Origin of the sequence: Spongiibacter tropicus DSM 19543, from assembly GCF_000420325.1 — a bacterium.
Taxonomy (GTDB): Bacteria; Pseudomonadota; Gammaproteobacteria; order Pseudomonadales; family Spongiibacteraceae; genus Spongiibacter; species Spongiibacter tropicus.
In genome coordinates this window covers 125243-150775 of the sequence record NZ_ATUS01000003.1, presented here as the reverse complement: position 1 = coordinate 150775, position 25533 = coordinate 125243, and the positions used below count along the sequence as shown (strand labels likewise).

Sequence of the window (25533 nt, the reverse complement as noted above, 5' to 3'; positions counted from 1 at the left end):
GGGCTTATTTTTTCACGATCACTGATGAGCCGTGGCCGAACAGGCCCTGGTTGGCGGTAATGCCGACCTTGGCGCCGTCTACCTGACGCTCGCCAGCCTGGCCGCGCAGCTGCCAGGTCAGTTCGCAAACCTGGGCCAGTGCTTGGGCCGGAACCGCTTCACCGAAACAGGCGAGACCGCCGGAGGGATTCACTGGCAGGCGGCCACCGAGTTTGGTGTCGCCATTGCGGACCAACTGCGCGGCTTCACCGCGGGCGCAGAACTGCAGGTCTTCGTACCAGTCCATTTCCAGCGCCGATGACAGGTCGTACACCTCGGCCACGCTGACGTCTTCGGGGCCGATGCCCGCCTGCTCATAGGCTTTGGCGGGCAGGGCGGCGCGGAAGCGATGTGCTTCAACACCGGCGGCGGCCGCAGAATCGGTGGCAATGTCGGGCATTTCCACCACGGCACTGGCAAAGGTCGGGGTCACGGTAGAGACCGCGGCGACACGCACCGCATCCCCTTTGCCGATGCGCTTGGCGTAATCCATGCTCGATACGATCATCGCCGCGCCGCCATCGGAGGTCGCGCAGATATTCAACAGGCGCAGTGGGTCGGCCACCATGGCGGAGTTTTTAACGTCTTCCATGGTGAATTTCTTTTTATAGCGTGCATTCGGGTTGGTGAACCCGTGCTCGCTGTTCTTGATTTTGACCAGGCCGAAGTCTTCCTCGGTATCGCCGTACAAGTCGATGCGGCGACGGGCATACAGTGCGAAATAGGTCGGGTTGGTGATACCGAGGTAAAAGCGTACCCAGTCCGGGTCGTCGGGGCGGTAGCCGCCAGCAGGGGCGAGGAAACCCTTGGGGGTGGTGTCGGCGCCGACGACCAGTGCGACTTCACACTCGCCTGCCAGAATCTTGGCTTGGGCCGCTGCCAGTGCTTGTGAGCCGGAGGCGCAGGCGGCATAAGATGTATTCACTTGTGCGCCCTGCCAGCCGAGGGCCTGGGCAAAGGTCGCCCCGGCGACATAGCCGGGATAGCCGCAGCGCATGGTGGCGGCACCGGACACGTACTGCACGTCCTGCCAGGGAATGCCGGCATCTTTAAGTGCGGCGCGGGCGGCGTGTACGCCGTATTCAGTAAAGTTTCGGCCCCACTTACCCCAGGGGTGCATGCCGACGCCGAGGATCGCGATATCGTTACTCATTGCTTTCTCCAATTCTTGCGCGGCGGTCTCAGCCCTGCGGCTTCCACTTCCAGGTAATTTTTACCGACTCGTCATCTTCGAACAGGGGCTCGAGAACCAGCTCGACCTCCTGACCGACTTTCAGCGACTCAGTACCCACGCCTTTAACAACCTGGCCGAGAATAATCATCTGCTCTTTTTCCAGCTCTACCGCAGCAATCGCGTAAGGCTCGAACGGCTCTTCTGCCACGAAGGGCGCCGGGGGTTTGTAGCAGGCGTTAGTGTAGGACCAGATCTTGCCGCTGCGGCTCAGTTCCACTTCGGTGAAACTCTCCCCGTCGCAATTCGGGTTGCGGCAGAAGCTGAGCTTCTTGGGGAAATAATAGGTGCCACAGGCATCGCATTGGGCGCCGATCAGGTGAGGGGTGTCGGTGTCGAGGGTATACCAGCCCTCAATCGCCGCCTGTACAGCTTTGTCACTCATGCCGAGTCTCCGCTTGAGGATGCCTGAGGGCACCACTGAGTGAGAGAAAAAACAGCCGCCAATGATCTCAGGGCGCCTGTGGCACAGCTATCGTCTGAATGGTGGAGCTGCGTTGCCGCTCGCGTATCGGCTCAGTGACCAGTGATGACCGCATATGTCATCGCAATGAGAACTTTTGCAATTGCTGGTGCACCGGGGGAATTTATGATGACGACATGTCAAAAACGGGCACTATCGATGGTGCCCAACCACGCAACCGCTTGCGATCACGAGGACGACAATAATGAAAGTTGAGTTTAGCGCCGAGCAGAACGCGCTGCGCAAGGAACTTCGCGCCTACTTCGAGGCGTTGATGACGCCAGAGCTCAAGGCTGAGTGCGATGAAAATATGGGCGAGGGCGGCGGTCCCCTGTGGCGCGAGGCGCTCAAGCAGATGGGGCGCGATGGTTGGATTGGTGTGGGTTGGCCCAAGGAATTGGGTGGCCGTGGACTGAGCCCGATTGAGCAGTTCATCTTTGTGGAAGAAGTTATGCGTGCGGGCTATCCCTTCCCCTTCCTGACTACCGAATCTGTCGGCCCGATGCTGGCCGAGCATGGCAACGAGTGGCAGAAGCGCGAAATCGTGCCGAAGATTCTGGCGGGCGAGTGCCTGATTGCTATCGGCTATTCAGAGCCGGGGTCGGGCACCGATCTGGCGAGCCTGAAGACGACGGCCGTTCGAGAGGGTGATGGCTGGCTGATTAACGGCCAGAAAATGTGGACCAGTCTGGCGCATTTCTGCGACTACGTGTGGCTGGCCTGTCGCACTGACCCCGATGCCCCCAAGCCCCACAAAGGCATTTCCATGTTCATGGTGCCGACCAGTGATCCCGGCTGGTCCTGCAGCCCGGTGATTACGCTTGGCGGTGTGCGGACCAATGCCACCTTCTACGACAACATCCGGGTCGGTGACGATGCACTGGTCGGTGAGTTGAATGGCGGCTGGAAGCTGATTACCAGCCAGCTTAATCGCGAGCGCCTGAGTCTGGTGAACTTCGGCCCTACCGCAGAACTGTTTAATAACGTCGTGCGCTGGGCCAGCAAGACTGATGCGCCGACAGGCGGCAAACTGGTTGATCAACCCTGGATTCAAATGAATCTGGCCAAAGTCCGTGCGGGTATCGAGGCGTTGAAGCTGGTTTGCTACAAGCAGGCCTGGGCGATGTCTGAGGGGCAGCTGGAAATGGCCGATGCTTCTGCCGCCAAGGTTTACGGTTCTGAATTCTTTATTGAAGTGTATCGACTGCTGGGGGAGATCATTGGCCAGGCGTCCATGATCAACCGTCGTACGCCGGGGGCAGATCCCCATGCGGCGCGCATCGAGCGGCTTTATCGTACGGCGTCCATCATCACCTTTGGTGGCGGTACCAACGAAATTCAACGCGACATTATTTCGGCTGCTGGTCTGTGGATGCCACGTGCATCGCGCTGAGCGCAACAGACCCCGTAAACGACTTTGAGAGAGAACAGCTATGGACTTCGGATTTTCAGAACAGCAGCGCGATGTACAGAACCTGGCACGGGAAATTCTCGGCGAGCAGGTGACCCCGGAAAAACTCGCGCAATATGACCGCTACCAGGCCCCGCGTTTTGATCGCGAACTCTGGGCGCAGATTGCCCAGGCTGGCTTGCTGGGAGTGGCGATTGACGAACAGTATGGCGGGATGGGTTTTGGCTTTTTTGAGGCAGGCCTGATCGCGGAAGAAGTGGGGCGCAATATCGCACCGCTGCCCTATATTTCCCACTGCATATCAGCGGCACTGCCCATTCAGCAATTCGGCAGCGATGAGCAGAAGGCGCGACTGCTGCCCGGCGCGGTCAGTGGAGACGTTCTGCTGACGGCAGCTCTGATGGAAGCGAATAATGAAGACCCGACTCAGCCGCTGTTGTGCCGTGCACAGGCGTCGGCAGAGGGGGTACAAATCAGCGGTGAAAAGCTCTGCGTACCGTTTGCTGAACAGGCCGACCACATTCTGTTGGCCGCGGCGGGCGAAGCGGGACCCGTGGTGGTATTGCTGCAAGCCGGGATGCCGGGGTTGAGCCTCGAGGCGATGGAAGTCAGCACCTACGAGCCTCAATATCGTCTGACCTTAAACGACGTGAGCGTGAGTAGCGACAATGTGCTGGCAAGCGGTGATCAGGCCGCAGCCTTGCTCAAGCAGCTCAGCGAAACGACGACGGCAGCACTGTGTGCTCATCAGCTCGGTGCGGCGGACAAGGCCATGCGCATGACGGCTTCCTACACGGCGGAGCGTCAGCAGTTCGGTGTGCCGATCGCCACGTTTCAGGCGGTGGGTCACCGCGCGGCAAACTGTTTTATCGATGTGGAATGTCTGCGTCTGAACTGCTATCAGGCGATCAGCCGTCTTGACGACGGTGTGGAGTCGTCTGTGGAAGTGCAGATCGCCAAAGTCTGGGCCGGTGACGTGGGCCACCGTGTCAGCTATGCGGCGCAGCACCTCCATGGCGGCACCGGTATTGATCGTGATTACCCACTGTGGCGTTACTGCACCTGGCTGCGTCACAACGAGATGATGCTGGGCGGTTCCGCTCGCAACCTGGCTGCGCTGGGCGAAAAAATAGCGGCTGGCGAGGCCTTCTGCGCCTGAGTCGCTGTGCTTTCGCGGCATCACCTGGCTGCTATTGTGGCGGTCAGGTGGTAGCATGCATCGCAGTAAACACAGGTAAAGGATACGCCCATGTCTCTACGACGTTCTTCCCTGCTGTCTGTTGCAGCAGCCGTTCTGCTTAGCGCCTGTGCGCAGCAGCCCCAAGCACCCGCGCCCAAGCCGCTGTATGTGATGGAAAGTGGCGTCATCGAGAGCCGTGAAGGTTTTGTCGATAGCGTGTCCGGTGCACGTGTTGAGTCGGTGGAGCCGCATGGCAACGGGGAATACCGTGTGCTGGTATCACTGCCAGCCGATGGCGATACCCCGGCGCGGGAAATTGAGGAAGTCCTCGTAACGGCGCCGCGAGTCGAGCCGGATGCCCCGGTTGTGAAACCGCGCTACGAGTTTGTTAAAGACTACGCCAACGACCGCTACGGTTTTTATATCTATCTGGGTAACCAGAAAAGCTTGCCGTTCCGTTTGTACTTCAAAGATGTACCCGCGGGCAGTGTTCAGGAGAGTCGGCCCTGATTGCTGATGCGCTGATCGCGATAGCCAATAAAAAACGCCCCGGAAGGGGCGTTTTTTATTGGGCGCTTGATTTCTCGTACACTATTTTTCGAACACCGTGGCGACCTGCCGGCTGAACATTGCGGCTTCGCCGTTGGGCGCATAGATGGTGGCGTAGTTGCTGAAGTAACCCTTGCTGCCCGCCTGGCAGCGATAATCCAGATACCACAAACCTTCGCTGTGCTGCGCATCGGCAGACAGCTCCGGAAACTCCAGATACCAGCTTAATGAACTGCCCACACCGAGTCCTTTGACCTGATTCAGTCCGGGCATTGGCGGAGCATCGGCGAGGCCGATCATGGCGTTTTCATCCATGACTGTGGCGTCCTTGTAGGCGAGCCACATGGCAAAGTCTGCCGAGTCAGCGCCGCTGAAGGGCAGTGAGCCGCTGGCGAGACGCATATCAAAATGCTGGGTAAATGCTGGGGTAATGCCTTCGATATACGGCATCGACTCGCTGTCTTCCGGCGATGTGATATTTGCCGGGCGAGGGGCTGAGGGGGTGACGATGGCCGAGGCGCGATCCTTGCCGTAGGCGGCCGTTACCATCGTGGCGACCTCGCCGTCGCATTGCAGTTCGCCTTGAATATGCGTTACGGAACCGCCTTCGCGCAGCGGTCTCAGCAATACCTGATGGTCACCGGCCGGCGCCGGGCCGACGAAGCTGACAGACAATGCGCGCAAGCGGCGTTCTGAGGCGACCTGCTGGCGCATGGCCGCCGTGACCAGTGCGGTGCTAAGCCCTCCGAAGGCGGTTCTTCCCTGTAGCCAGCTGTCGGTGATCGACGCCTTGAATTGTCCCTCACCCTCGGCGGTTACCGTTTGCATCAGCGCGGAGAATGCACTCATCGTCTGTCCTCGTAGTCGATTCAATTTTTGCAGTATAGGTTAATGTGTTCGCTGCTAACAACGCCCGTCTTGGAATGTCGTCATCGCAATCTTGATGCGCGGGGAGGAAGCGCTTATTGTCGATGACACGCCCGGCGTCTTGTGGGCAACAATAATAATCACACGGGAGTATTACTGTGCTGCATCCTCACCACCATGCCCAATCGACCCCCGACAAAGCCGCTTGTATCCTCGCTGACAGTGGTGAATCGCTCACCTATGCACAGCTGGATGCGGCGTCAAACCAGTTGGCGAGACACTTTTATCAATGTGGCCTGAGCGCTGGCGACCACATTGCCTTCCAGTTGGAAAACTGTCTACGGTTTATTGAAATTGCCTGGGCGGCGCAACGTTGTGGCTTGGTGTTTACACCCTTGCACAGTCATCTGCTTGCAGATGAGGTGGCCTATATTCTGGAGAACTCCGGGGCGAAGTTGTTTATCAGTTCGCCGCGTTACCTTCATATTGCCCGTCAGTTGGATCGCCAGGCGCTGCCTGTTGAACATTGGTATGTCAGCGAGGGGCAGACCGATGACTTTGAAAGTCTCGACGCTGCTATGGCGGCTCAACCCGGCACGCCGATGGCGCGGCAGCTAGCCGGTATCCCCATGCTCTATTCCTCCGGGACTACCGGCAAACCTAAAGGCATCAAGCCCAACCGCCCGGAGCTGGCCTTTGACGAACTGTCGCCACTGCTTATGGGCATAGCCGCGTTTCTGGGTATCGAGGCGGATTCTGTCTACCTCACTCCGGCACCGCTGTACCACGCCGCGCCCATGCACAGTGCCATGGCAGCGATGGCGCTGGGGGGCACGGTGGTGATTATGGATGGCTTTGACCCCGAGCGTTCGCTGGCGGCTATTGAGCGCTACCGAGTGACCTGCAGCCAGTGGGTGCCGATCATGTTTGTTCGCCTGCTGAAGCTGCCTCAGAATGTCCGAGAGGCGTATGACCTGGGCAGCCTGAAAGTGGCAACGCATGCGGCGGCACCCTGTCCCACGTCGGTTAAGCGCGAGATGATTGCCTGGTGGGGACCGATCATCAATGAGTACTACGCCGCCAGCGAAGGTATTGGGATGACGGCCATTAACAGCACCCAGTGGTTATCGCATCCGGGATCGGTGGGACTGCCGTTAATGGGAGACCTGCACATCGTCGATGATGACGGCGAGGAGTTACCTCAGGGCGAAACCGGCATGATCTACTTTTCCGGCTTCGCAGGCTTCGAGTACCACAACGAACCGGAGAAAACGGCCGGGGCTCATCACCCTGCAGGCTGGGCCACAGTGGGCGATATGGGGTATGTCGATGATGAGGGCTTTCTCTATCTCGCTGATCGCAAGGATTTCATGGTGATTTCCGGTGGCGTAAATATCTACCCGCAGGAAATAGAAAGCCTGTTGATAGCCCATCCTGAACTTGCGGATGTGGCGGTCTTCGGTCTGCCCGATGAGGAATTCGGGCAGCGCGTGGTGGCAGTGGTTCAGCCCGCATCAGACAGTGTGGATGAGGGCGATCTCTGTGAGCGTCTCAATCGCTGGTGCCACGAACGTATGTCGTCGGTGAAATGCCCCAAAGCGTTCTATGTAGAAAAACGTCTGCCGAGAAAGGACAACGGCAAGATGTATAAAAAGCCGCTGCAGGAAAAGTATCGCCAGCGCTACGCTTGAAGGCCAGGGGGCGGTTGGCTTAATGAACCGCGGCGGGCGGCTCGCTGTCCGCCACCCGAACGGGTGGTGCTGCCGGGGCAGTCGTCGGATAGTCTTTCTTCCATCTCTTACACCGCAGAAAAATAACAGGAAAGTCAGATGTTGCTGAAAGATAAAGTGGTCATTGTATCGGGAATCGGTCCTGGACTGGGGCAGGAACTCGCTCTGGAAGCGGCTCGTCAGGGAGCCAAAGTTGCCATGTGCGCGCGCACGCCAGCGAAGCTCGATGATGCAGAAAAGCTGATTCGGGAGGCCGGGCTGAGCAATGAGTTGCTGAAGGTGCCGACAGATATCAGCAGCCGCGAGCAGTGTGCTGCACTGGTTGCTGCCACCGTCGAGCGTTTCGGTCGTATCGATGTACTGTTCAACAGCGCCTATGTTCCCGGCGCGTTTACGCCCATTGCCGAGGCTGATCTGGGCAGCTGGCGGGAAGCGATGGATGTCAATTTCTTTGGCACCATGGGGCTGACACTGGAAGCCGTGCCCCATATGAGAAAGCAGGGCGGTGGTGCGGTTGTCATGATCAACACCATGGTCACCCGCAAACCGATGCCCAGCCAGGCGGGTTATGGCGCGTCGAAAGCGGCATTGGCCAATGCGACTTCGCACCTGGCTCTGGAGCTGGGGCCCGACAATATTCGCGTTAACTCCGCGTTTATGGGGTGGATGTGGGGGCCGTCTGTCGAGGGCTACTTCAAAATGGCCGAAGAGGCGGGCGGCCCGACGGTAGAACAACAAAAGGCGGCGGTGGCGGCCAATATCCCGCTGCGCCGGATTCCCGACGATGCTGACTGTGCCAAAGCGGCCATTTTTCTTGGCTCCGACTATGCTCATGCCGTTACCGGCGCGGCACTGGATGTGAACGGTGGTGAATATCTGCCGCATTAAGTCGCGGCAGACGAATTAGCAGTGCAGAGGTGAATTCACGCTACTCAGCCATTAGAATCGGGGCTGGTGCTTCACAACGGTCCCGGTTTGCTATGTCGACAGATATGTCAGTTCCACCGCGTATGGATGCGCTGCTCTACGCGCTGTATGGCGGTACGCTGGAGACGCCGCCATGGCAGCGTTTTCTCGATCAGCTGCGCGATCTGCTGGGCGGCAATTACGCGACCTTGCTGCTGAGACCCCCCAATGAGCACGACCCCGGTGTGATCCTCAATGCGCTGGTTGTGTCGCCTGAAATCTACCACGCCTACAACGAAACCTATTTTGCGCTAGACCCCTTTGTGAACCTGCCGGATGGGGAAGTTGTGACCGTGGCGGAGTATGTATCGTCGGCCGAATTTGAGGCCAGCGAGTACTACCGCAACTACATTCAACCTGCCAATGTGCGGCATATTCTCGGCGCGGACTTGTGGGATGGCAATCGCTTGCTGGCCCGCTTGAGGGTGACGCGCCCGGCGAGCCGGGACGATTTCGGCGAGCGGGAAAAGCAACTCTGTAAGTCGGTGCTGCCGCATATTAAGCAAGCCGTGGAAATCTATTCACGCTTGCGGGAAAGCGAAAGTGAGCGAGCCTTTTATGCGGACACGATCGACAGCCTGTCTGTTGGTGTACTCACTCTGGATGCCGAGGGGCGTGTCATTCAGGGCAACCCTATTGCGGCGCGCCTGCTGGAACAGCACAGCGTGCAATCGTCGCTGGGACAGCGCCTCAAGTTCAGCGATGCTCGTGAGCAGCAGGCATTCCGTGAATTACTGGCCGAGGTGATCGACGCTCACCATCATCGTGAAGCGGGTTGTGTTCGCGCCTTTCGTATTAGCGCTGCGGCGAATGCGATCAGCGGCCTGAGTCTGCTGTTGCGGCCATTGCCGTTAAGCGATCACGGCAGTGAACCCAGTCCGGCCGTCGCGGTATTTATCAGTGACCCCATGGCGCCGCGTCAGGCACCCAGTGATGTGTTGATTGCGCTGTTCGGTTTGACGCCGGCGGAATCCAAATTGGCTATTCGTCTGGTTAACGGGCAGAGCCTGGATGAAGCGTCGGAGAGTCTGAATATTTCCAGGAATACGGCCAAGTCGCACCTGAGCTCGGTGTTCTCCAAAACGGGAGTGGCCAGACAGACGCAGCTGATTCAGTTGATATTGAACAGTGTGGTGACGCTGGCCGGGTCACCGGCCAGCGACGAGTAGGGTGATCAGCTACCGTTGCTCGGTGAGGGCGCCGCAGCTTTAGCCGGCGCTTTTTTGGCTGCCGCTTTCTTGGCGGGGGCTTTTTTAGCCGGTGCTTTCTTCACTGCCGCTTTCTTTGCGGGAGCCTTTTTAGCCGGTGCTTTCTTGGCGGGGGCTTTTTTGGCTGGTGCCTTCTTCACCGCGGCTTTCTTTGCGGGAGCCTTCTTCGGCGCGGGGTTTTTCTTGTCGAAATCTTTAGCGGCAGTATGCGCGGCCTTCGCCATGGCGCGAGCACGCTGATAATCCGACTTCAGTTCTTTGATCTGGTCGCGGGCCATAATGACCAGCGCCTTGGCATCGACTTCCAGTTCCTTGGCGGCATCAATCGCCTTGTGTGCACGCTCAAGCTGACGCTCAACCGTTTTGTCCATATTGCTCTTGGCCTTTTGCTGAAGCTCGCGCAGTTTGTCCTGCTCTGCCTTCATTTTGACCTTGGCTTTTTCAGCCTGGGCTTTCGCGCGATCCATCGCTTTCTCTGCATCGCTGATAAGCCGGTCACGCAGTTTTTCCACTTTGCTTTCGAGAGATTCGATCTCTTTACTGATGAGTGCTACAGGGTCCAGTTTCTGTTTAGCCATGCTAATGACTCCATTTATTGGGTTAGGGCTTCGCGAGCAGGAAGTCTGTTCGTTGGCTTAACATAGCAAATTTTCTGATAATGAACACAAACTGAGCACAAGAAGAGACATTGTTATGGAAAAAACACGAACTGATGCGATTGAAGCCGCTGTTTTCAGACGTCTGCTAGAGCATCTCGACAGTCGCAAAGACGTGCAGAATATCGAGCTGATGAACCTGGCGGGCTTCTGCCGCAACTGCCTGTCGAAGTGGTATGTTGCCGCCGCTGAGGAGATGGGTGAGAGTGTTGACTACGATGCCGCCCGTGAGCGGGTCTATGGCGTGCCCTACGGCGAGTGGAAAGATAAGTATCAGCGTGAGGCCAGCGCTGAGCAACTGGCCGCCTTCAATAATAAAAATACCTGATAAACGACGACTATAATCCGCCGTTGGGAATAAAGCGGTTGCTGCTGTTGGCGCGAATCCAGCGAAGCGTCTCTACCGACAGTTTTTCGCCACGTTGACGCAGCACTTTATTGATCCAGATGGCGGGGGATTCCGCACCGGCATCCCAGCCGCTGATACGTTCTTCAGCAACGGTGAAAAAGCGAATGAGTGCAATGAGTTCGTCGTTACTCAAATCAGCAACGGCTTCCTGCCAGGGCGCGAGAGTCAGCCGCATGACCGGGCTGTAACGTTGCAGCTCTTCATCGGTAAACGGAGCAGGGAGTGCTGACAACGAGGCTTCGTCGCTAAGCGTGATACAACGCTTCAACCAAGCCTTGTCGATACTGATCGCGGCTTTTTCGGTTTCGGGTGTCCAGCTGCCAATACTCATTCAGTGATGTCCTTTACTACTGCCATTGATGTTAAGGGCGCACAGTATACCGGAGTTGCGGGCGTGACAATGCCGTCCGCTTCAGGTAATTTCTGTATGTTTATACAGTATCGGGTTTGGCGTGGTTCGGCGCCGCTGGCTTGCGTTCCTCTTCATGCGAAAAATCATTCATTGTGATTGCGACTGTTTCTACGCCTCGGTTGAGATGCGGGATGACCCATCGCTGCGTGGTCGGCCACTGGCAATCGGCGGGGCGTCCTCGCGTCGAGGGGTGATCGCAACCTGTAACTATGAAGCCCGCGCCTATGGTGTGCACTCGGCCTTGCCCACGGCAATTGCTGTGCAGCGTTGCCCCGATTTGATTTTGATGCCGCCGAACATGGCGAAGTACAAAGCGGTAGCCATGCAGGTACGGGAGATTTTTGAGCGCTACAGCGATTGCATTGAACCCTTGTCGCTGGATGAAGCCTACCTGGACGTGAGTGAGTCACCGCATTTTCAGGGCAGTGCCAGCCGTATCGCCGAAGCGATCCGCCACGAGGTGAAAACCGAAGTGGGCATTGGCATTTCCGCCGGTGTGGCGCCGAACAAGTTTCTCGCCAAAATTGCCAGTGACTGGCAGAAACCCGATGGTCTGACGGTGATTCGGCCCGACCAGGTCGCGGCGTTTGTTCGCGATTTGCCGGTGTCCAAAATCCACGGTGTGGGTAAAGTCATGGCCGCCAAAATGTCGGCACTTGGTATCGAAAGCTGTGAGCAGTTACAGGCGTGGTCGGAGCTGGCATTGGTAGAACGCTTCGGGCGTTTTGGGCGCCAGCTTTATGGCTACGCGCGCGGAGAGGATCAGCGCCAGGTTAAGCCTGAACGCCGTCGCAAGTCACTGAGTGTCGAGCGTACCTTTGCCACTGATGTGGTGCCGGGGGCCGAGGCCGATGCGGCGCTGGTGCAGTTGATCGAGGAACTCCAGAAACGGCTGGGTCAGGTGACGGGACTGCCGATAGTCGGTGCTTTCGTGAAAATGAAAAGCCGGGAGTTTCGCATTACCACGGTCGATCGGCGCTTGCCACAGGGGCTGGACACGGCCTGTTACGCGCCGCTGATGCAGGAAGCTTGGGCGAGACTCGAAAGCCCGGTGCGATTAATGGGGGTCGGTGTAAGGTTTGCGGAGGAGGATGAGGCCAGTCAGCTGAGTCTGTTCTAAGCCTCGCCGAGGTTGCGGCTGTACGCATTGGCGCCGCGACGTCCTTCGGCGTCGTAGGTCCGCAGTGGAACGGTACTGAGACCGAGAACCTGCATGGCCTGTTCATTGTAGTCTGCCCGCCGCTCCAGCAAATGCCCGATGCGTTCATTCAGATCGCGGCAGCGTCGCAGGCTCTCCAGTACCTCGCTGTCGGGCGCGGGGCTGTCTGGCTGTTGGCGACGATAGCGGTCGAGGTTCTCCAGACTCTGGCTGCAATCCATCTTTTGCTCTGCCAGTTCGCGCAGGCGATCGGCATCGCCGCCATTACGCAGGGTGTCCAGCTCTTCCTGCAGCAGGGCTTCAAAGCGCTGGCTGTGACTGAGCAGTTCCTGTTGAAGATCGCTCATCACCATTACGCCGGGTTGGTTTGCAGTTCCAGGTCAATAAAGGCGCGGGCGACCTGATCGGCATCGATGCTGAATTCACCGTTGCGAATCGCGGTTTTAATCGCTTCGACCTTCTGGCGATCCACGCCGTCGCTGGCTTCAATGCCCGCACGGGCGCGTTCCAGCAGGCTGGTTTCAGCGCTTGAGGCAAGGTTCGCCGACGTCGTGACGTCTTTGCTGTCTTCGGCTTTCTGGCTGGCATTGCCGCTGTCGATCCGACGCGGCTGGCCTACCGGGCTGCCATTAATGCGTTCGACCATGTTGATTCCTCATCCTTTCTGTCTGTGGCGTTGACGCTGCCTTACCTCTCTAACGGCAGCGATCGAAAAAACTTTAGAACTATTTCAGTATTACCGTGTTGGCGTTTTCCACACGGCCTTCCAGCTGCTTGCCCGAGCTCACGTTTCGGACGTTGATCAGCGAGCCCACGGCGCCGTCTTCCAGTGCCAGGCCACGCATGCTGACCGAAATCGCTCCGCTGTCGCTGCGCAAAGTGACCTGCTGGCCTTTGCTGATCAGCGTACCGGCTTCCAGCATATTGGCGGTAATCACGGCACCTTGAGCAATGCTGCGTCGGCTGCGCATGCCACCCGGCTGCTGCAGCGAGCGCAGGTAGCCGTAAGAGAGCGTCGATACTTCCCGCTCCACCCAGCTTACATCCGCGGGCGTGACAGTCTCACCGGGCGCGATGGGGCGTTTGCTCACCATGACCTTGGCATAGGCCGCGACGGTAACCGGCAGGTAGATTTTCCACGGCTGTTGGCCACTGCAGCGAACCCCGACGGTGGTACGTCGGCGAATCTGGGCGCCTGGCGGTAAAAAAGCTTCCAGTGCCTGACTGCATCGCGGCAGACGAGTCCGCGGGTCCAGCTTGCCGACACTGACGCGGGTGGTTTGCGACTGCCAGGGATGGCGCTTGGCAATGTACTGTCGGGCGGTATCGCTGATCCGTTGCGCTGACTCGATGCTGCTGGTGCTCGCCGATACCGGCGGACCAATAAGCAGGGCAGTGCACAGCATCAGCACTGCTTTATGCCATGTCGCCATCGTCTGCCCTCCTTATTCTCTGCTTCGTTTCCCGCCTGTGGTGCCCGCCAAAAAATTGGCGTCAGACCGTCTTCTAACAGGGATTGAGCAAGGGGCGTGCCAGTGGTGAGAAAACGCGATTGCCGGTCGCTGCCAAAGTCTTGCCGGTTCCTTTCGGAAAAGGCGGCAAAGCCTTGCCGGAAATCTGGCGCTGGCAGTGTCGTTTTTCTTTATCTATTTGAAAAATAACAATAAAAAAATATGGCACGGCGTTTGCGTTGGGAAGGGCAAAGCGGAGATAAGGCGTGTCGTTAGAAACATTCTCTACACATCTAACGGCCACAACGCGAAAACCTTTAGCAGGAAACGGTAAATAAATATGGCAATCAATTTCGACAAAGCTCTCGGTGTTCATCAGCAAGCGCTGATGCTGCGCCAGCAGCGCATGGAGTTGCTGGCCAACAATATCGCCAATGCGGATACCCCCGGATACAAGGCAAGGGATATCGATTTCAAACAGGCAATGGGCGAGGTCAGTGCGGGGCAACAGTTGTCGCTGAGTCTGAGTAATGGCGCCCATATTGCCAACAGCGCGACGGCGGGTAGCGGCACGGCCGAGGTGATGTACCGGGTCCCGCAGCAGCCGTCCCTGGATGGTAATACCGTAGAGGAAAGTGTCGAGCAAACCGCCTTTGCCGATAACACCCTGCGCTATCAAGCCACCATGAGTTTTCTCAGCAGTCGTTTTGCCGGCATGAAGTCGGTGTTGTCGGGAGGGCAGTAAGCCATGGCTAATCCGCTGGATGTTGCTGCGCGGGCAATGAATGCCCAGATGCTGCGGCTCAATACCACGGCCAGCAATCTCGCGAATGCCGACACGATTGCCAGCAGTGCCGACCAAGCTTACCGCGCGCGGCAGACGGTGTTTTCCACCGTGCTTGATGCCCAACGCAATGCAGCGGGGGTTGAAGTGGCAGGCATTGTGGAGAGCGATGCGGCCATTCCCAAGCGCTACGAGCCCGGTAATCCGCTGGCCGATGCCGATGGTTATGTCTACGGCTCAAACGTGAATACGGTAGAGGAGATGGCGAACATGATGTCGGCATCGCGCTCCTACCAGAACAATGCCGAAGTGTTTTCAACGGTTAAGACCCTGACGCTGCGGGCATTGCAGCTTGGCAAAGAGTAGGAGTTATTGCGATGACCTTAAGTAACAATGCCCTGGCAAGCCTGCAGGCGAATGGCACCAGCACCACGGCCTACAGCAGCAACAGTAACACTCGTTCCGACGCCAGCTCGCTGGGGCAGGATGATTTCCTCAAGCTGATGATGGAACAGCTGCAGAATCAGGACCCCTTCAATCCCACCGACAACACCCAGTTCATCAGCCAGATGGCGCAGCTCACCTCGGTGAGCGGCATCAGTGAAATGAACAGCAATCTGGCCGCGCTGACCAGCTCGATGTACAGCACGCAAATGCTGGATGCCTCGTCGCTGATCGGCAAAGACGTGCTGGTTGATTCCGACGTGGTGGTGTTGCCCGACGAGGGTGGGGTCAGCGGTCGTCTCACCCTTCCCAGCAGCACGTCGGCGGTTGATGTCGAGGTGCTGGCACCCTCTGGAGAAGTGCTGGCGAAGCTAGCGCTGGGTCCCCAGTCCGCCGGTGATGTCGAGTTTGAATGGAACGGTGAAGGTTTGAATGGCGAGCGTCTGCCGCCCGGTAACTACGAGATTCGAGCCCAGTTCATGAACGGCGGCTCGGTCGAGGCAATAGCGACGCAAGTCCGCAGTCCGGTGGAAAGCGTGAGCCTGGCCTATGGCGTTCCCGCATTGAATATTGATGGTTTGGGCAGCTTCGCGCTGTCTGAGGTACAACAAATTCGCTGAGCGCCACGGCGCCGGTACTAGCCCGCGAAAGATCGCAGCAGGAGTAATACGATGAGCTTTAAAATTGCATTGAGTGGATTGAACGCCGCGTCGTCGCATCTGGATGTGACCGCTCACAATATTGCCAACGTTAACACCACGGGGTTTAAAAGCTCGCGCGCGTCGTTTGCGGATGTCTATGCCACCGCCAACAACGACGTGACCAAAACCACGCCGGGTGCCGGGGTGCGCCTGAACACCATCGTTCAGCAGTTCTCCCAGGGCAATATCGACTTTACCGACAACAACCTCGACCTGGCGATCAGTGGCGAGGGCTTCTTCACCATGAAGGGCAACAGTGGTGTGACCTACACTCGCTCCGGCGCGTTCAGTGTTGACCGCGAGGGCTATGTGGTGAACAACAACAATGAGCGCCTGCAGGTGTTTCCGCCGACGTCAAATGGCTCTTTTGCGACCGGCTCAATGACGGATCTGCAACTTCAGATTACCGAGAATGCGCCCAAAGCCAGCACCAAGGCGGATATCGGTGTGAACCTGCCCGGCGATGCGCCGCTGCCGACGTCGACACCGTTTGATCCTTCCGTGGCGACCAGCTACAACCACGCCACCTCGATGACGGTTTACGACTCGCTGGGTACCTCTCACACCGCCACCCTGTACTTCGTGAAAGATGCGGCCGCCAATACCTGGCAGCAACATCTGTACGTGGATGATAACGCGGTGGGTGGTGCCAACACTCTGACGTTCAGCGATACCGGGGAACTGGTGAGCCCGGCCTCCGGCGCAGTCGGCTATCCGGCCTATGCGACCACGACCGGCTCTGCGGACATTCAGTTGACCTTTGATTACAACAACTCGACCCAATACGGCAATGAGTTCGGGGTGAATACCCTGCAGCAGGACGGTTTCACTACCGGTCGACTGACGGGTATTGAAGTGGATGCCTCCGGCGTCGTGTCGGCACGCTTTACCAACGGCCAGTCAGCCGAGCTGGGTAAGGTGGCGCTGGCCAACTTCTCCAACCCCAACGGCCTGCAGCAACAGGGTGATACCTCATGGGCTGAGACCTTCAGCTCTGGCAGCCCGCGTGTGGGCGAGCCCGGAAGCTCTAACTTCGGCCTGTTGCAGGCGGGTGCGCTGGAAAGCTCTAACGTCGATCTGACTGAGCAGCTGGTGGAAATGATCACCGCGCAGCGTAACTTCCAGGCAAACACACAGATGATCTCCACCGCTGATGCGGTGACCCAGGCCATCATCAATATCCGCTAAGCACTGACTGGCAGATAGGAAGGAGGCAACTATGGACCGCTTACTGTATCTCGGCATGACCGCTGCGAAGCACACCGAGATGGCACAGACCGCGAATGCCAATAATCTGGCAAACGCGAGCACGGCGGGTTTTCGTGCCGACTTCCACGCCCTGATGTCTCAGCCCATCGAAGGGCCGGGGCAGGCCACGCGGGTGAATGCCGTGCTTGATGCCAAGCTGAGTGATTTCAGCGAGGGCAGCATTATGAGCACCGGTCGTTCGCTGGACGTGGCGATTCAGGGAGAGGGCTGGTTTGTGGTGCAGGACGCTCAGGGCGGTGAAGCCCTGAGCCGCCGCGGCGACCTGCACCTGACGGCCGACGGACAATTGATCAACGGTGCCGGACAGCCGGTGATGGGCGACGGTGGTCCGCTGGCGGTTCCCGAGCATGACAGCCTGACGATCGGTAGCGATGGCACGGTGTCCGTGGTTCCGAAAGGGCTGGGACCAGAGTCGTCAATTATTGTGGATCGCATTCGCCTGGTCAGTGCCGACCCCGCGCAGCTGCGCAAGGGGGAGGACGGGCTGATTCGCACTGTAGACGGCGCCACGCCGCCCGCTGATGCCGATGTGCGGGTGCGCTCTGGCAATCTGGAAGGCTCCAATGTGAATACGGTCGACGCCATGGTCACCATGATTGAACTGGCACGACGTTACGAAATGCAGGTGAAGGTGATGAGCACCGCCAACACCGTGTCGGAAACCGGCGCGCGCCTGATGCGAGTGGAATAACGAGGATTAGCACATGAACTCATCTCTTTGGGTAGCAAAAACCGGACTGGATGCGCAGAACACCCGCATGCAGGTAGTCAGCAACAACCTGGCAAATGCCAATACCACCGGGTTCAAGCGCGACCGCGCCTCCTTTGAAGATCTGCTGTACCAGAACCACCGTCAGGTGGGTGGTCAGTCGTCCCAGCAAACGCGTCTGCCCAGCGGTATGCAGGTGGGTACCGGCGTGCGGGTGGTTTCGACCGAGAAGATTTTCAATCAGGGAACGATGACCCAAACCAACAGTAATCTGGATATGGCGGTGAACGGCAAGGGCTTCTTTCAGGTGCAGATGCCTGACGGCACGCTGGCCTACACCCGCGACGGTTCCTTCCAGCTCGATGATCAGGGCCAGATCGTGACCAACAGCGGTTATGTGGTGGAGCCGGGGATTACCGTTCCCCAGGGCACGCAAAGCATTACTGTGGGCAACGACGGTGTGGTCTCGGCGACCCTGGCCGGTGATGCCAGTGTGATACAGCTAGGCAGCTTCCAACTGGCCGATTTCATTAACCCCGCCGGTCTGCAGGCGCGGGGTGAAAACCTCTACATTGAGTCGGCCTCCAGTGGCGCGCCGCAAACCGGCACTCCCGGTTTGAGCGGTCTGGGCACCATTACTCAGGGCTCGCTGGAATCGTCCAACGTCAATGTGGTGGAAGAGCTGGTGAACATGATCGAGACCCAGCGCGCCTACGAGATGAACTCCAAGGCGATCTCCACCAGCGATCAAATGATGCAGTACGTCAATAACAACCTGTAACCGGGGTAGAGCCATGATGATGCGCCCGATACGCTTACTGATGACCCTGCTGTGTTGCGCCTGGCTGGTAGCCTGCGCGCAGGCCCCAGAGCGTGATGCTCAGGCCTGGGAATCACAGTTGCCACCTCAGCAGGTGGGCGTGAATGAAAACCCCGGCTCTATTTATCAGGCCGGTTACGGCATGAGCTTGTTCCTCGACCGCCGCGCGCGGCAGGTGGGGGATGTGATCACCATTATCCTGTCGGAAAAAACCGACGCCACCAAACAGTCCAATACCAGTACGGCCAAAGAGAGCAATATCTCGGTGCCGACCGTCACCCTGTTGGGGCGGGGTGTCACTCACAATGGCGTGCCGGTGCTCGATACCGGCGTCAGCAGCGATCAGGATTTTGCCGGGCAGGGCAGCAGCAGTCAGAGCAACAGCCTGACCGGCTCCATCACTGTGACCGTGTCGGAAGTGCTGCGTAACGGCAGCTTGCGGGTCCGTGGCGAGAAATGGGTGACCATCAATCAGGGCGATGAATTTATCCGCATTCAAGGCATTGTGCGCCCCGAAGATATTGCCGCCGATAACTCGGTGGCCTCCTACAAAGTCGCCGATGCCCGCATTACCTACAGCGGCAAGGGCGCGCTGGCTGACGCCAACAGCATGGGCTGGCTGGGACGTCTGTTCCAGTCTGTGCTGTCGCCATTCTGAGGACATCATCATGATGCGAATTTCTCTGTGTAAACCTCTGAGTGCAGCGCTGTTGGCGCTGTCACTGCTGGCACCGGCGGCCTGGGGCGACCGGGTGAAGGACTTGGTGGATGTGTCCGGCGTACGCGACAACCAGCTCGTGGGCTACGGCCTGGTGGTCGGCCTCAGTGGCACCGGTGACCAGACCAGTCAGGCGCCGTTCACCATCCAGAGTATTCGCAATATGCTCACCGGCTTTGGCGTAAAAGTGCCAGATAACGTTAACCCACAGCTCAAAAACGTGGCCGCGGTGACCGTACATGCGCGTCTGCCGGCCTTTGCCAAGCCCGGCCAGACGATCGACGTCACGGTCTCATCTATCGGTAATGCGGCCAGCCTGCGTGGCGGGAGCCTGTTGATGGCGCCTCTGATGGGGGCCGATGGACAGGTCTATGCGATCGCTCAGGGCAGCCTGCTGGTCAGTGGTCTGGGTGTGGAGGGCAAAGATGGCTCGCGGGTGACGGTGAATATCCCCAGCGCAGGCCGCATTCCCAACGGCGCGATTATCGAGCGCGCGGCGCCCAGTGCGATGGCCAGCAACGGCGAGATTATTCTCAACCTGAAGTCTCCCGACTTCACCACTGCGCATCGCCTGTCGCAGAAAATTAATGAATTCTTCGGTGCCGGCACCGCCAGTGCCATGGACCCTACCAGCGTGAAAGTGCTTGGGCCGCCGCAAGCGGATCGCCGAGTGACCTTTATCTCAATGCTGGAAGAGCTGGAAATTGAGCCCGCTGAAGGGCGCGCAAGGGTTGTGGTCAATTCACGCACCGGCACCATTGTGATCGGCGGCAACGTCAGAGTGATGCCCACTGCCGTGACCCATGGCAGTCTGACCGTGTCGGTGACCGAGCGGGTGGATATCAGTCAGCCTAATGCCTTTGCGGCAGGACAGACGGTGGCGGCGCAGGAATCGAGTATCGATGTGACCGAGAGCGGTTCGCGGATGTTCCTGCTCGATGCCGGTGTGACGCTGGAAGAGATTGTCAAAGCCATCAATCAGGTGGGGGCAGCCCCCGGTGATCTGGTGGCGATTCTGCAAGCGCTCAATCAAGCCGGTGCCCTGCGCGCCGAACTGGTGGTGATCTGATGGACGTCAGCAAAGCTGCCAACTACCACGATTTCTCCGGGCTGGCGAAGCTGCGGCTCGATGCCCAGCAGAACAGTGAAGACGCCATTGAGCCGGTAGCGCGTCAGTTCGAGGGCATCTTCTTGCAGATGATGCTGAAAAGCATGCGCGACGCGGTGCCCGATGGCGGTCTGTTTGAAGACAGTGGTCGCGACATGTATCAGGACATGCACGACAAACAGTTGGCGGTGTCGCTGGCCGCGCAGGGGGGTATTGGTCTGGCCGATACCATTGTTCGCCAGCTCAGCCCGGCCGGGCAGGGCGGCGCGGATGACAGCGCACTGAGCGAGTCGGGGGCGGCCCTGCGCCAGCAACTGACGATGGGTACGACTAAAGATTTACGGCCTGCGGCCGATACTGATTCTGTAGAGTGAGGAGCGCATCATGGCAGACATGCTTGGCAATGCCCTGTCGGCGCTGACGTCGTACCAGCGAGCACTGGCGACGACCAGTCATAATATTGCCAATGCCGACACCGAAGGCTACAGCCGCCAGCGGGTGGATTTTGCCACGCGGGTGCCTCAGCAGATGGGCGACCTGTCGATTGGCTCCGGCGTCACGTTGAGCGATGTGCGCCGGGTCTACGACGAATTTGCCGGTCAGCAGTTGCGCAGTGCCAGTGGTGCCTTCAGTCAGCTCGACAACTATTATCAGTTGGCCAGCCAGCTTGATAACACCCTGTCAGACTCGGAGCTCGGGCTCAGTGCCGCGCTCTCGGACTTTTACGACAGCGTACAGAATCTGGCGAACGACCCCGCGTCTCTTTCTGCCCGCCAGTTGCTGCTGTCGGAAGCGGAAAGCCTGAGCGGTCGCTTTTCGCAGTTTGCCTCTCAGTTGGATACGCTGGATACCGATATCAACAACCGTATTCAGGCCAGCGTTAACGATATCAATGATCTGGCGGGGCAAGTCGCCAAGATCAACAGCAGTATTGCCGAGGCGCAGGGGAAATTTGGCAGCGTACCCGGTGATTTGCTGGACCAGCGGGACCAGGCGCTGCTCAAACTCAATGAGTTGGTGAATATTTCTACCGTTGAGCAGGACGATGGCTCGGTGAACGTCTTCATCGGCAATGGGCAATCACTGGTACTCGGCGAGAAGAGTAATAGCCTGCACACGGTGCGCAGTGCCTTTGAGGCCGACCGGCTGGAGGTCTCTACCAGCACCAGCGAAACCGGCATTATCAGCGATGTGATCAACGGCGGCAGTTTGGGCGCGTCGCTGAGTTTCCGCGATGGCTTGCTGAGCGATACCCGCAATGAGCTGGGACGCATCGCCTCGGCGGTGGCCAGCTCGCTGAATGACCAGAATGCGGCGGGACTGGATCTCTACGGCCAGCGCGGTTCGGCAATCTTCGCCCAGCCCGCGCCCACGTCGATTGCCGCGACCACCAACGACGGTGACGCGACGATCGCTGCCAGCCTCAATGATGTATCCGCGCTGGACGGGCGCAATATTGCCATGCGTTTTGATGGCACGAACTGGCAGTTCAACGATGCCGGAACAGGGCAGTCGCTCAGTAACTGGACGGGCAGTGGAACGGCAGCCGACCCCTTTGTGATTGACGGTGTCAGCATCAGTCTCTCGGGATCGGTCGTCGCCGGCGACCGCTTCTTGGTCAAGCCCACGGAGTCGGCCTCGGCCAATTTGACGGTGGTCATGAGTGATCCGGCGCAACTCGCCGCCGCCGCGGCCACGCGCAGCGGTGCCAGCTCGGCCAATACCGGCTCGGCGTCGATTTCAGAAACGCTCGTTGTCGATCCGAATCACCCCAATTTAACGGATGCGGTCAGCATCAGCTTTCTCGACGCCTCCACCTACAGTATTAATGGCGCGGGCAGTTACAGTTATGCGCCCGGCGAAGCCATCACCATCAATGGCAACACCGTCACCATTACCGGCACGCCCGCCGCCGGCGATGTTTTCAGTATTACCGAAAACACCGGCGCCAGCGGCGATAACCGCAATATGCTGGCGATGGCGGATGTCGAGAGTCTGGGAATTCTCAGCGGCGGCAGCGCCAGCGTGAAGGATGCCGTCAGTGGTCTGGTCGGTGATATCGCCGTGGCTACCCGCAGTGCGGAACTGAATCGCGATGCACAGCAGAATCTGCTGACACAGGCGCAGGCGACGGTCGAGTCAATCTCCGGCGTCAACCTCGATGAAGAGGCGTCCAACCTGCTCAAGTTTCAACAGGCCTATCAGGCGGCGGCGCAAGCGGCCAGCGTGGCCAATCAACTGTTTCAAAGCCTGATCGGTGCGATCAGCTAATCCATCCAGGTTTTGGGGAGTGCGGCAGTGAGAATTTCGACGGCACAGATATACAGCGCGGCAATCAGCGGCATGCTCGATCAGCAGGGCAAACTGCTGGAAACCCAGAATCAGCTTTCCACCGGCAAGCGGCTACTCAGCCCTTCTGACGACCCCGTTGGCGCAGTGCGCAGTCTGGAGTTGCAGCGGGCGCTGGCCAAGACCGACCAGTTTCAGACCAATGTCAATCTGCTCGACAGTCGCCTGCGATTGGAGGAATCGGCGTTGAGCGAGAGTGTACAGATTCTCCAGCAGGTGCGTGAGCGTGCACTGGAGGCCAACAACGCGACGCAGACCAATGAAACGCGGCTGGCGATATCCCGTGAGCTGGATCAGCAGCTCGATGCCTTGCTTACTATCGCCAATACCCGGGATGCGGAAGGGCGCTCGATTTTTGCCGGTTACCAGCAGGATGTGCAGGCATTCACGCTGACCAATGGGGCGGTGACCTACAACGGCGATGACGGACAGCGCATGCTGCAGGTGGGTACAAACCGGCAGTTGGCCGACACCAGCCCGGGCTCAGAGGTGTTTATGGGCGTGGTGAATGGCAATGGCCATTTTCAAACCCGCGCGGCGGACAGCAATACCGGCGATGCAGTGATTGACGCCGGAGCGATTACCGATATCGCCGCTTTCAATGGCGACGCGGTGGATATCGTCTTCACCAGCGCCAGTGACTATGAGCTGCGCGATGCCAGTGGTGTGGTGATTGGCGGCGGTGCTTATCAGAGCGGTGGCAGTATTAACGTCAACGGCATGATGGTAACCGTGGACGGGACGCCCGCGGCTGGCGATCAGTTTTCACTGCGCCCCAGTGAAGCCGAAGATGTGTTCAGCATGGTTGCCCAGTTACGCGACACGCTGATGCAGCCGCGAACCGGCGCTGCACAGCGCGCCCAGCAGACCAGCGATATTAACAGTGCCCTGGTGAATATCGATCAGGCATTGGACAGACTGATTGCCCGTCAGTCGGAGAGCGGCACACGGATGCAGGCGCTGGAGCGTCAAAAAGACGTGAACGAGAATATTGCTCTTCAGGTGGAGGAAAATCTGGGGAGCATTACTGACCTCGACTACGCCGAAGCCATCTCGCGTTTCCAGCAACAACAATTGGGCTTGCAGGCCGCCCAGCAGGCGTTTGCCAAAGTTCAGGGTTTATCCTTGTTCAACTATCTGTAACGACATTCTTTCCGCTGTTAACGCCCGCCTCGCCGCGGGCGTTTTTGTATCTTCTGGCCCCGCAGCGGGTCATTGCTTCGGGGTTTGCAGGCTTGTTTAGGTAATTACCCGTAGAGCGCAAAATTATTCGTAAAGTTCGCCATGGTCATGCCGTTATATGGGGTGAAAGCAAACCTCGGCCATTTTGGCTGAAGCTTGAAAAAAGGCCAGCGCCTTTAGCGAATGACACAGTGGAAGGAGATTCACCATGGCACTTAGCATCAACACCAATGTTGCCTCGTTGAACGCCCAGCGTAACCTGCAGCGCTCACAGGAAACCCTGAACACCTCACTGCAGCGCCTGTCTACAGGTCTGCGTATCAACAGCGCGAAAGATGATGCTGCCGGCATGGCCATCACCACTCGCTTTACCACTCAGATCAACGGTCTGAACCAGGCAGTTCGCAACGCCAACGACGGTATCTCACTGGCGCAAACCGGTGAAGCGGCGCTGGACGAAATGACCAACAACCTGCAGCGTATTCGCGAACTGGCGGTGCAGTCTGCCAACGCGACTTACTCTGATTCCGACCGCGCAGCACTGGATGCAGAAGTCCAGCAGCGTCTGGCCGAGATCGACCGGATTGCCAACCAGACCTCCTTCAACGGTCGCAAGATCCTTGATGGCTCCTTCGGCAGCGCTGTCTTCCAAGTAGGCGCGAATGTGGGCGAGACCATCAGTCTGGATCTGCAAAACAGCATGCGTCTGGACTCACTGGGTGCTACCACCGCGGCGACTTCGTCTGATCTGACAGCGATCATGGCGGGCTCCGATGCGGTTCCTGCTACCTCGGGCTCGGGCGTGTTTGATGCCTCCTCTTTGCTGGCGGACTTCAGTAGCGAAACGGTCAGCTTTGATGTGACCGATGGCACCACGACTACTGGCGTTACCCTGAGTGCTGACTACTCCGGTGCCGGTGGCATCGACGCCTTGGTGACGGATCTGGGCACGGCTCTGGGTGCAGACTTTGTGGTGAGCAATGACGGCAACGACGTCACCATCACCAGCGCCCTGACTGGCACCGGTACTGAAGTGTCTGTTGCGAACTTCGACGCAGATGCCGATAACAACACCACTGACAGCGGCGTCACCTCCTTCCCGGCGGTAACCGGTACTGATGGTGACGATGCGGTCGCGGCTGTCGCAGGCGGTGTTACGGTAGCGGGTGACCTCAGCATTGCGATCGGCGACGCTGACGCGGTAGATGTGGCTGACGGGACCTACACCTCGACCCAGGACCTGGTGGATGCCATCAATACGGCACTGGGCAACAACGGCAGCGCCGAGTTGAACGATGACGGCACCCTGACCATCCACGCCTCTGAAGCGATCGCCTTCAGCGGTGGCCTGGAAGCGACGCTGGGTCTGAGCGATGCCGCGGCATCCGGTGACCTGACCGCCGTCAACGTACTGACTGTCGACAGCTCCAACGACATGCTGCGCCGCATTGATTCTGCGCTGACCAGCGTGAGTGACATGCGCAGCGACTTCGGTGCGGTACAGAACCGCTTCGAATCCACCATCACCAACCTGCAGACCATCTCTGAGAACCTGTCTGCATCGCGGGGTCGGATTCTCGACGCGGACTTTGCTGCTGAGACGGCTAACCTGACCAAGGCGCAGATCCTCCAACAGGCAGGTACTGCAATTCTGGCCCAGGCCAACTCTCTGCCCCAGGCGGCACTCAGCCTGCTGCAGTAAGCCGGAACCCGTCCGC

29 protein-coding genes are annotated in these 25533 nt (G+C 58.5%); 20 read left to right on the top strand and 9 right to left on the bottom strand.

Annotation, left to right across the window (positions count from 1 at the left end; all coding sequences use genetic code 11):
* Positions 1–4: 4 nt before the first annotated feature.
* Together G411_RS0114090 and G411_RS0114085 are read right to left on the bottom strand one after the other, a co-directional pair.
* Complete coding sequence (locus G411_RS0114090) at positions 5–1192, bottom strand: lipid-transfer protein (RefSeq protein WP_022959858.1); 1188 nt, start codon at positions 1190–1192, stop codon at positions 5–7.
* Between the two features lie 28 nt (positions 1193–1220).
* Positions 1221–1655 carry a Zn-ribbon domain-containing OB-fold protein gene (locus tag G411_RS0114085; RefSeq protein ID WP_022959857.1) on the bottom strand — a complete coding sequence of 145 codons (435 nt, stop codon included), beginning with the start codon at positions 1653–1655 and terminating at the stop codon, positions 1221–1223.
* A 283-nt stretch (positions 1656–1938) separates the two neighbouring features.
* Between G411_RS0114085 and G411_RS0114080 the strand changes: the two genes are divergently transcribed.
* From G411_RS0114080 to G411_RS0114070, 3 genes are all read left to right on the top strand, one after another.
* Complete coding sequence (locus G411_RS0114080; RefSeq protein WP_022959856.1) at positions 1939–3126, top strand: acyl-CoA dehydrogenase family protein; 1188 nt, start codon at positions 1939–1941, stop codon at positions 3124–3126.
* A gap of 40 nt (positions 3127–3166) precedes the next feature.
* The gene (locus G411_RS0114075) at positions 3167–4303 is read left to right on the top strand and encodes an acyl-CoA dehydrogenase family protein (protein ID WP_022959855.1); all 1137 of its coding nucleotides are present in this window, start codon (positions 3167–3169) and stop codon (positions 4301–4303) included.
* 90 nt (positions 4304–4393) lie between these two features.
* Complete coding sequence (locus G411_RS0114070) at positions 4394–4834, top strand: hypothetical protein (RefSeq protein ID WP_022959854.1); 441 nt, start codon at positions 4394–4396, stop codon at positions 4832–4834.
* An 81-nt stretch (positions 4835–4915) separates the two neighbouring features.
* Here the strand turns inward: G411_RS0114070 and G411_RS20595 are convergent, their stop codons facing one another.
* Positions 4916–5722 carry an acyl-CoA thioesterase gene (locus tag G411_RS20595; protein ID WP_022959853.1) on the bottom strand — a complete coding sequence of 269 codons (807 nt, stop codon included), beginning with the start codon at positions 5720–5722 and terminating at the stop codon, positions 4916–4918.
* 176 nt (positions 5723–5898) lie between these two features.
* On the opposite strand from G411_RS20595, the gene G411_RS0114060 reads away from it, so the two are divergent.
* The 3 genes from G411_RS0114060 (at position 5899) to G411_RS0114050 (ending at position 9605) form a co-directional block, all read left to right on the top strand.
* Positions 5899–7431 carry an acyl-CoA synthetase gene (locus G411_RS0114060; RefSeq protein ID WP_022959852.1) on the top strand — a complete coding sequence of 511 codons (1533 nt, stop codon included), beginning with the start codon at positions 5899–5901 and terminating at the stop codon, positions 7429–7431.
* Positions 7432–7569: 138 nt separating this feature from the next.
* The gene (locus G411_RS0114055) at positions 7570–8358 is read left to right on the top strand and encodes an SDR family oxidoreductase (RefSeq protein WP_022959851.1); all 789 of its coding nucleotides are present in this window, start codon (positions 7570–7572) and stop codon (positions 8356–8358) included.
* A gap of 104 nt (positions 8359–8462) precedes the next feature.
* Positions 8463–9605 (top strand): helix-turn-helix transcriptional regulator, encoded by a 1143-nt coding sequence (locus tag G411_RS0114050; protein ID WP_169530713.1) that lies wholly within the window; start codon positions 8463–8465, stop codon positions 9603–9605.
* Positions 9606–9610: 5 nt separating this feature from the next.
* Here G411_RS0114050 and G411_RS22365 read toward each other — a convergent pair whose 3' ends face one another.
* A complete protein-coding gene (locus tag G411_RS22365) occupies positions 9611–10222 on the bottom strand; it encodes a hypothetical protein (RefSeq protein WP_022959849.1) in 612 nt (203 codons plus the stop codon).
* 115 nt (positions 10223–10337) lie between these two features.
* On the opposite strand from G411_RS22365, the gene G411_RS0114040 reads away from it, so the two are divergent.
* Positions 10338–10628 (top strand): DUF1244 domain-containing protein, encoded by a 291-nt coding sequence (locus tag G411_RS0114040; protein ID WP_022959848.1) that lies wholly within the window; start codon positions 10338–10340, stop codon positions 10626–10628.
* Between the two features lie 10 nt (positions 10629–10638).
* Here the strand turns inward: G411_RS0114040 and G411_RS0114035 are convergent, their stop codons facing one another.
* Positions 10639–11040, bottom strand: coding sequence for a hypothetical protein (locus tag G411_RS0114035; protein ID WP_022959847.1), 402 nt, complete (start codon positions 11038–11040; stop codon positions 10639–10641).
* Between the two features lie 154 nt (positions 11041–11194).
* On the opposite strand from G411_RS0114035, the gene dinB reads away from it, so the two are divergent.
* Positions 11195–12241: a DNA polymerase IV gene (dinB, locus tag G411_RS0114030; RefSeq protein WP_022959846.1), complete on the top strand. Its 1047-nt coding sequence runs from the start codon at positions 11195–11197 to the stop codon at positions 12239–12241.
* Here the strand turns inward: dinB and G411_RS0114025 are convergent.
* From G411_RS0114025 to G411_RS22160, 4 genes are all read right to left on the bottom strand, one after another.
* Entirely contained in the window at positions 12238–12627 is a 390-nt protein-coding gene (locus G411_RS0114025; protein ID WP_169530711.1) for a flagellar export chaperone FlgN, read from the bottom strand. The two genes, dinB and G411_RS0114025, sit on opposite strands and share 4 nt — an antisense overlap.
* Before the next feature lie 5 nt (positions 12628–12632).
* Complete coding sequence (gene flgM / locus G411_RS0114020) at positions 12633–12926, bottom strand: flagellar biosynthesis anti-sigma factor FlgM (protein ID WP_022959844.1); 294 nt, start codon at positions 12924–12926, stop codon at positions 12633–12635.
* Between the two features lie 79 nt (positions 12927–13005).
* The gene (gene flgA, locus G411_RS0114015) at positions 13006–13713 is read right to left on the bottom strand and encodes a flagellar basal body P-ring formation chaperone FlgA (RefSeq protein ID WP_022959843.1); all 708 of its coding nucleotides are present in this window, start codon (positions 13711–13713) and stop codon (positions 13006–13008) included.
* 73 nt (positions 13714–13786) lie between these two features.
* Positions 13787–14107, bottom strand: a complete 321-nt coding sequence (locus G411_RS22160) for a hypothetical protein (RefSeq protein ID WP_157581335.1) — start codon at positions 14105–14107, stop codon at positions 13787–13789.
* On the opposite strand from G411_RS22160, the gene flgB reads away from it, so the two are divergent.
* The 12 genes from flgB (at position 14072) to G411_RS22530 (ending at position 25517) form a co-directional block, all read left to right on the top strand.
* The gene (flgB, locus tag G411_RS0114010; protein WP_022959842.1) at positions 14072–14476 is read left to right on the top strand and encodes a flagellar basal body rod protein FlgB; all 405 of its coding nucleotides are present in this window, start codon (positions 14072–14074) and stop codon (positions 14474–14476) included. The two genes, G411_RS22160 and flgB, sit on opposite strands and share 36 nt — an antisense overlap.
* A gap of 3 nt (positions 14477–14479) precedes the next feature.
* Positions 14480–14881: a flagellar basal body rod protein FlgC gene (gene flgC, locus G411_RS0114005; protein WP_022959841.1), complete on the top strand. Its 402-nt coding sequence runs from the start codon at positions 14480–14482 to the stop codon at positions 14879–14881.
* 11 nt (positions 14882–14892) lie between these two features.
* Complete coding sequence (locus tag G411_RS0114000; protein ID WP_022959840.1) at positions 14893–15579, top strand: flagellar hook assembly protein FlgD; 687 nt, start codon at positions 14893–14895, stop codon at positions 15577–15579.
* A gap of 51 nt (positions 15580–15630) precedes the next feature.
* On the top strand, positions 15631–16848 hold the full coding sequence (flgE, locus tag G411_RS0113995; RefSeq protein WP_022959839.1) for a flagellar hook protein FlgE: 1218 nt from the start codon (positions 15631–15633) through the stop codon (positions 16846–16848).
* A gap of 31 nt (positions 16849–16879) precedes the next feature.
* Positions 16880–17620, top strand: a complete 741-nt coding sequence (locus tag G411_RS0113990; protein ID WP_022959838.1) for a flagellar basal body rod protein FlgF — start codon at positions 16880–16882, stop codon at positions 17618–17620.
* Positions 17621–17633: 13 nt separating this feature from the next.
* Positions 17634–18419, top strand: a complete 786-nt coding sequence (gene flgG, locus G411_RS0113985; protein WP_022959837.1) for a flagellar basal-body rod protein FlgG — start codon at positions 17634–17636, stop codon at positions 18417–18419.
* A 13-nt stretch (positions 18420–18432) separates the two neighbouring features.
* Positions 18433–19116, top strand: a complete 684-nt coding sequence (gene flgH, locus G411_RS0113980) for a flagellar basal body L-ring protein FlgH (protein WP_157581333.1) — start codon at positions 18433–18435, stop codon at positions 19114–19116.
* 10 nt (positions 19117–19126) lie between these two features.
* Positions 19127–20245, top strand: a complete 1119-nt coding sequence (locus tag G411_RS0113975; RefSeq protein WP_022959835.1) for a flagellar basal body P-ring protein FlgI — start codon at positions 19127–19129, stop codon at positions 20243–20245.
* On the top strand, positions 20245–20658 hold the full coding sequence (locus G411_RS20590) for a rod-binding protein (protein WP_022959834.1): 414 nt from the start codon (positions 20245–20247) through the stop codon (positions 20656–20658). The genes G411_RS0113975 and G411_RS20590 overlap by 1 nt, the downstream gene beginning before the upstream one ends.
* A gap of 10 nt (positions 20659–20668) precedes the next feature.
* Positions 20669–22555, top strand: coding sequence for a flagellar hook-associated protein FlgK (flgK, locus tag G411_RS0113965; protein WP_022959833.1), 1887 nt, complete (start codon positions 20669–20671; stop codon positions 22553–22555).
* 27 nt (positions 22556–22582) lie between these two features.
* On the top strand, positions 22583–23776 hold the full coding sequence (flgL, locus tag G411_RS0113960) for a flagellar hook-associated protein FlgL (protein WP_022959832.1): 1194 nt from the start codon (positions 22583–22585) through the stop codon (positions 23774–23776).
* Positions 23777–24023: 247 nt separating this feature from the next.
* Entirely contained in the window at positions 24024–25517 is a 1494-nt protein-coding gene (locus G411_RS22530) for a flagellin N-terminal helical domain-containing protein (protein WP_022959831.1), read from the top strand.
* The last annotated feature ends 16 nt before the right edge of the window (positions 25518–25533 follow it).

Coding starts and splice junctions, on each gene's coding strand:
- G411_RS0113990 (WP_022959838.1), top strand. CDS start 16,880: ATGGACCGCTTACTGTATCTCGGCATGACCGCTGCGAAGCACACCGAG.
- G411_RS0114025 (WP_169530711.1), bottom strand. CDS start 12,627: ATGAGCGATCTTCAACAGGAACTGCTCAGTCACAGCCAGCGCTTTGAA.
- G411_RS0114035 (WP_022959847.1), bottom strand. CDS start 11,040: ATGAGTATTGGCAGCTGGACACCCGAAACCGAAAAAGCCGCGATCAGT.
- flgE (WP_022959839.1), top strand. CDS start 15,631: ATGAGCTTTAAAATTGCATTGAGTGGATTGAACGCCGCGTCGTCGCAT.
- flgM (WP_022959844.1), bottom strand. CDS start 12,926: ATGGTCGAACGCATTAATGGCAGCCCGGTAGGCCAGCCGCGTCGGATC.
- G411_RS0114080 (WP_022959856.1), top strand. CDS start 1,939: ATGAAAGTTGAGTTTAGCGCCGAGCAGAACGCGCTGCGCAAGGAACTT.
- G411_RS22160 (WP_157581335.1), bottom strand. CDS start 14,107: ATGAACACCGAGAGCTTTGTCGAAATTGATTGCCATATTTATTTACCG.
- flgG (WP_022959837.1), top strand. CDS start 17,634: ATGAACTCATCTCTTTGGGTAGCAAAAACCGGACTGGATGCGCAGAAC.
- G411_RS0113975 (WP_022959835.1), top strand. CDS start 19,127: ATGATGCGAATTTCTCTGTGTAAACCTCTGAGTGCAGCGCTGTTGGCG.
- G411_RS0114040 (WP_022959848.1), top strand. CDS start 10,338: ATGGAAAAAACACGAACTGATGCGATTGAAGCCGCTGTTTTCAGACGT.
- G411_RS0114085 (WP_022959857.1), bottom strand. CDS start 1,655: ATGAGTGACAAAGCTGTACAGGCGGCGATTGAGGGCTGGTATACCCTC.
- flgK (WP_022959833.1), top strand. CDS start 20,669: ATGGCAGACATGCTTGGCAATGCCCTGTCGGCGCTGACGTCGTACCAG.
- G411_RS0114075 (WP_022959855.1), top strand. CDS start 3,167: ATGGACTTCGGATTTTCAGAACAGCAGCGCGATGTACAGAACCTGGCA.
- G411_RS20590 (WP_022959834.1), top strand. CDS start 20,245: ATGGACGTCAGCAAAGCTGCCAACTACCACGATTTCTCCGGGCTGGCG.
- dinB (WP_022959846.1), top strand. CDS start 11,195: ATGCGAAAAATCATTCATTGTGATTGCGACTGTTTCTACGCCTCGGTT.
- G411_RS0114000 (WP_022959840.1), top strand. CDS start 14,893: ATGACCTTAAGTAACAATGCCCTGGCAAGCCTGCAGGCGAATGGCACC.
- G411_RS22365 (WP_022959849.1), bottom strand. CDS start 10,222: ATGGCTAAACAGAAACTGGACCCTGTAGCACTCATCAGTAAAGAGATC.
- flgC (WP_022959841.1), top strand. CDS start 14,480: ATGGCTAATCCGCTGGATGTTGCTGCGCGGGCAATGAATGCCCAGATG.
- G411_RS0114055 (WP_022959851.1), top strand. CDS start 7,570: ATGTTGCTGAAAGATAAAGTGGTCATTGTATCGGGAATCGGTCCTGGA.
- flgH (WP_157581333.1), top strand. CDS start 18,433: ATGATGATGCGCCCGATACGCTTACTGATGACCCTGCTGTGTTGCGCC.
- G411_RS0114050 (WP_169530713.1), top strand. CDS start 8,463: ATGTCAGTTCCACCGCGTATGGATGCGCTGCTCTACGCGCTGTATGGC.
- G411_RS0114070 (WP_022959854.1), top strand. CDS start 4,394: ATGTCTCTACGACGTTCTTCCCTGCTGTCTGTTGCAGCAGCCGTTCTG.
- G411_RS22530 (WP_022959831.1), top strand. CDS start 24,024: ATGGCACTTAGCATCAACACCAATGTTGCCTCGTTGAACGCCCAGCGT.
- G411_RS0114090 (WP_022959858.1), bottom strand. CDS start 1,192: ATGAGTAACGATATCGCGATCCTCGGCGTCGGCATGCACCCCTGGGGT.
- G411_RS20595 (WP_022959853.1), bottom strand. CDS start 5,722: ATGAGTGCATTCTCCGCGCTGATGCAAACGGTAACCGCCGAGGGTGAG.
- flgB (WP_022959842.1), top strand. CDS start 14,072: ATGGCAATCAATTTCGACAAAGCTCTCGGTGTTCATCAGCAAGCGCTG.
- flgA (WP_022959843.1), bottom strand. CDS start 13,713: ATGGCGACATGGCATAAAGCAGTGCTGATGCTGTGCACTGCCCTGCTT.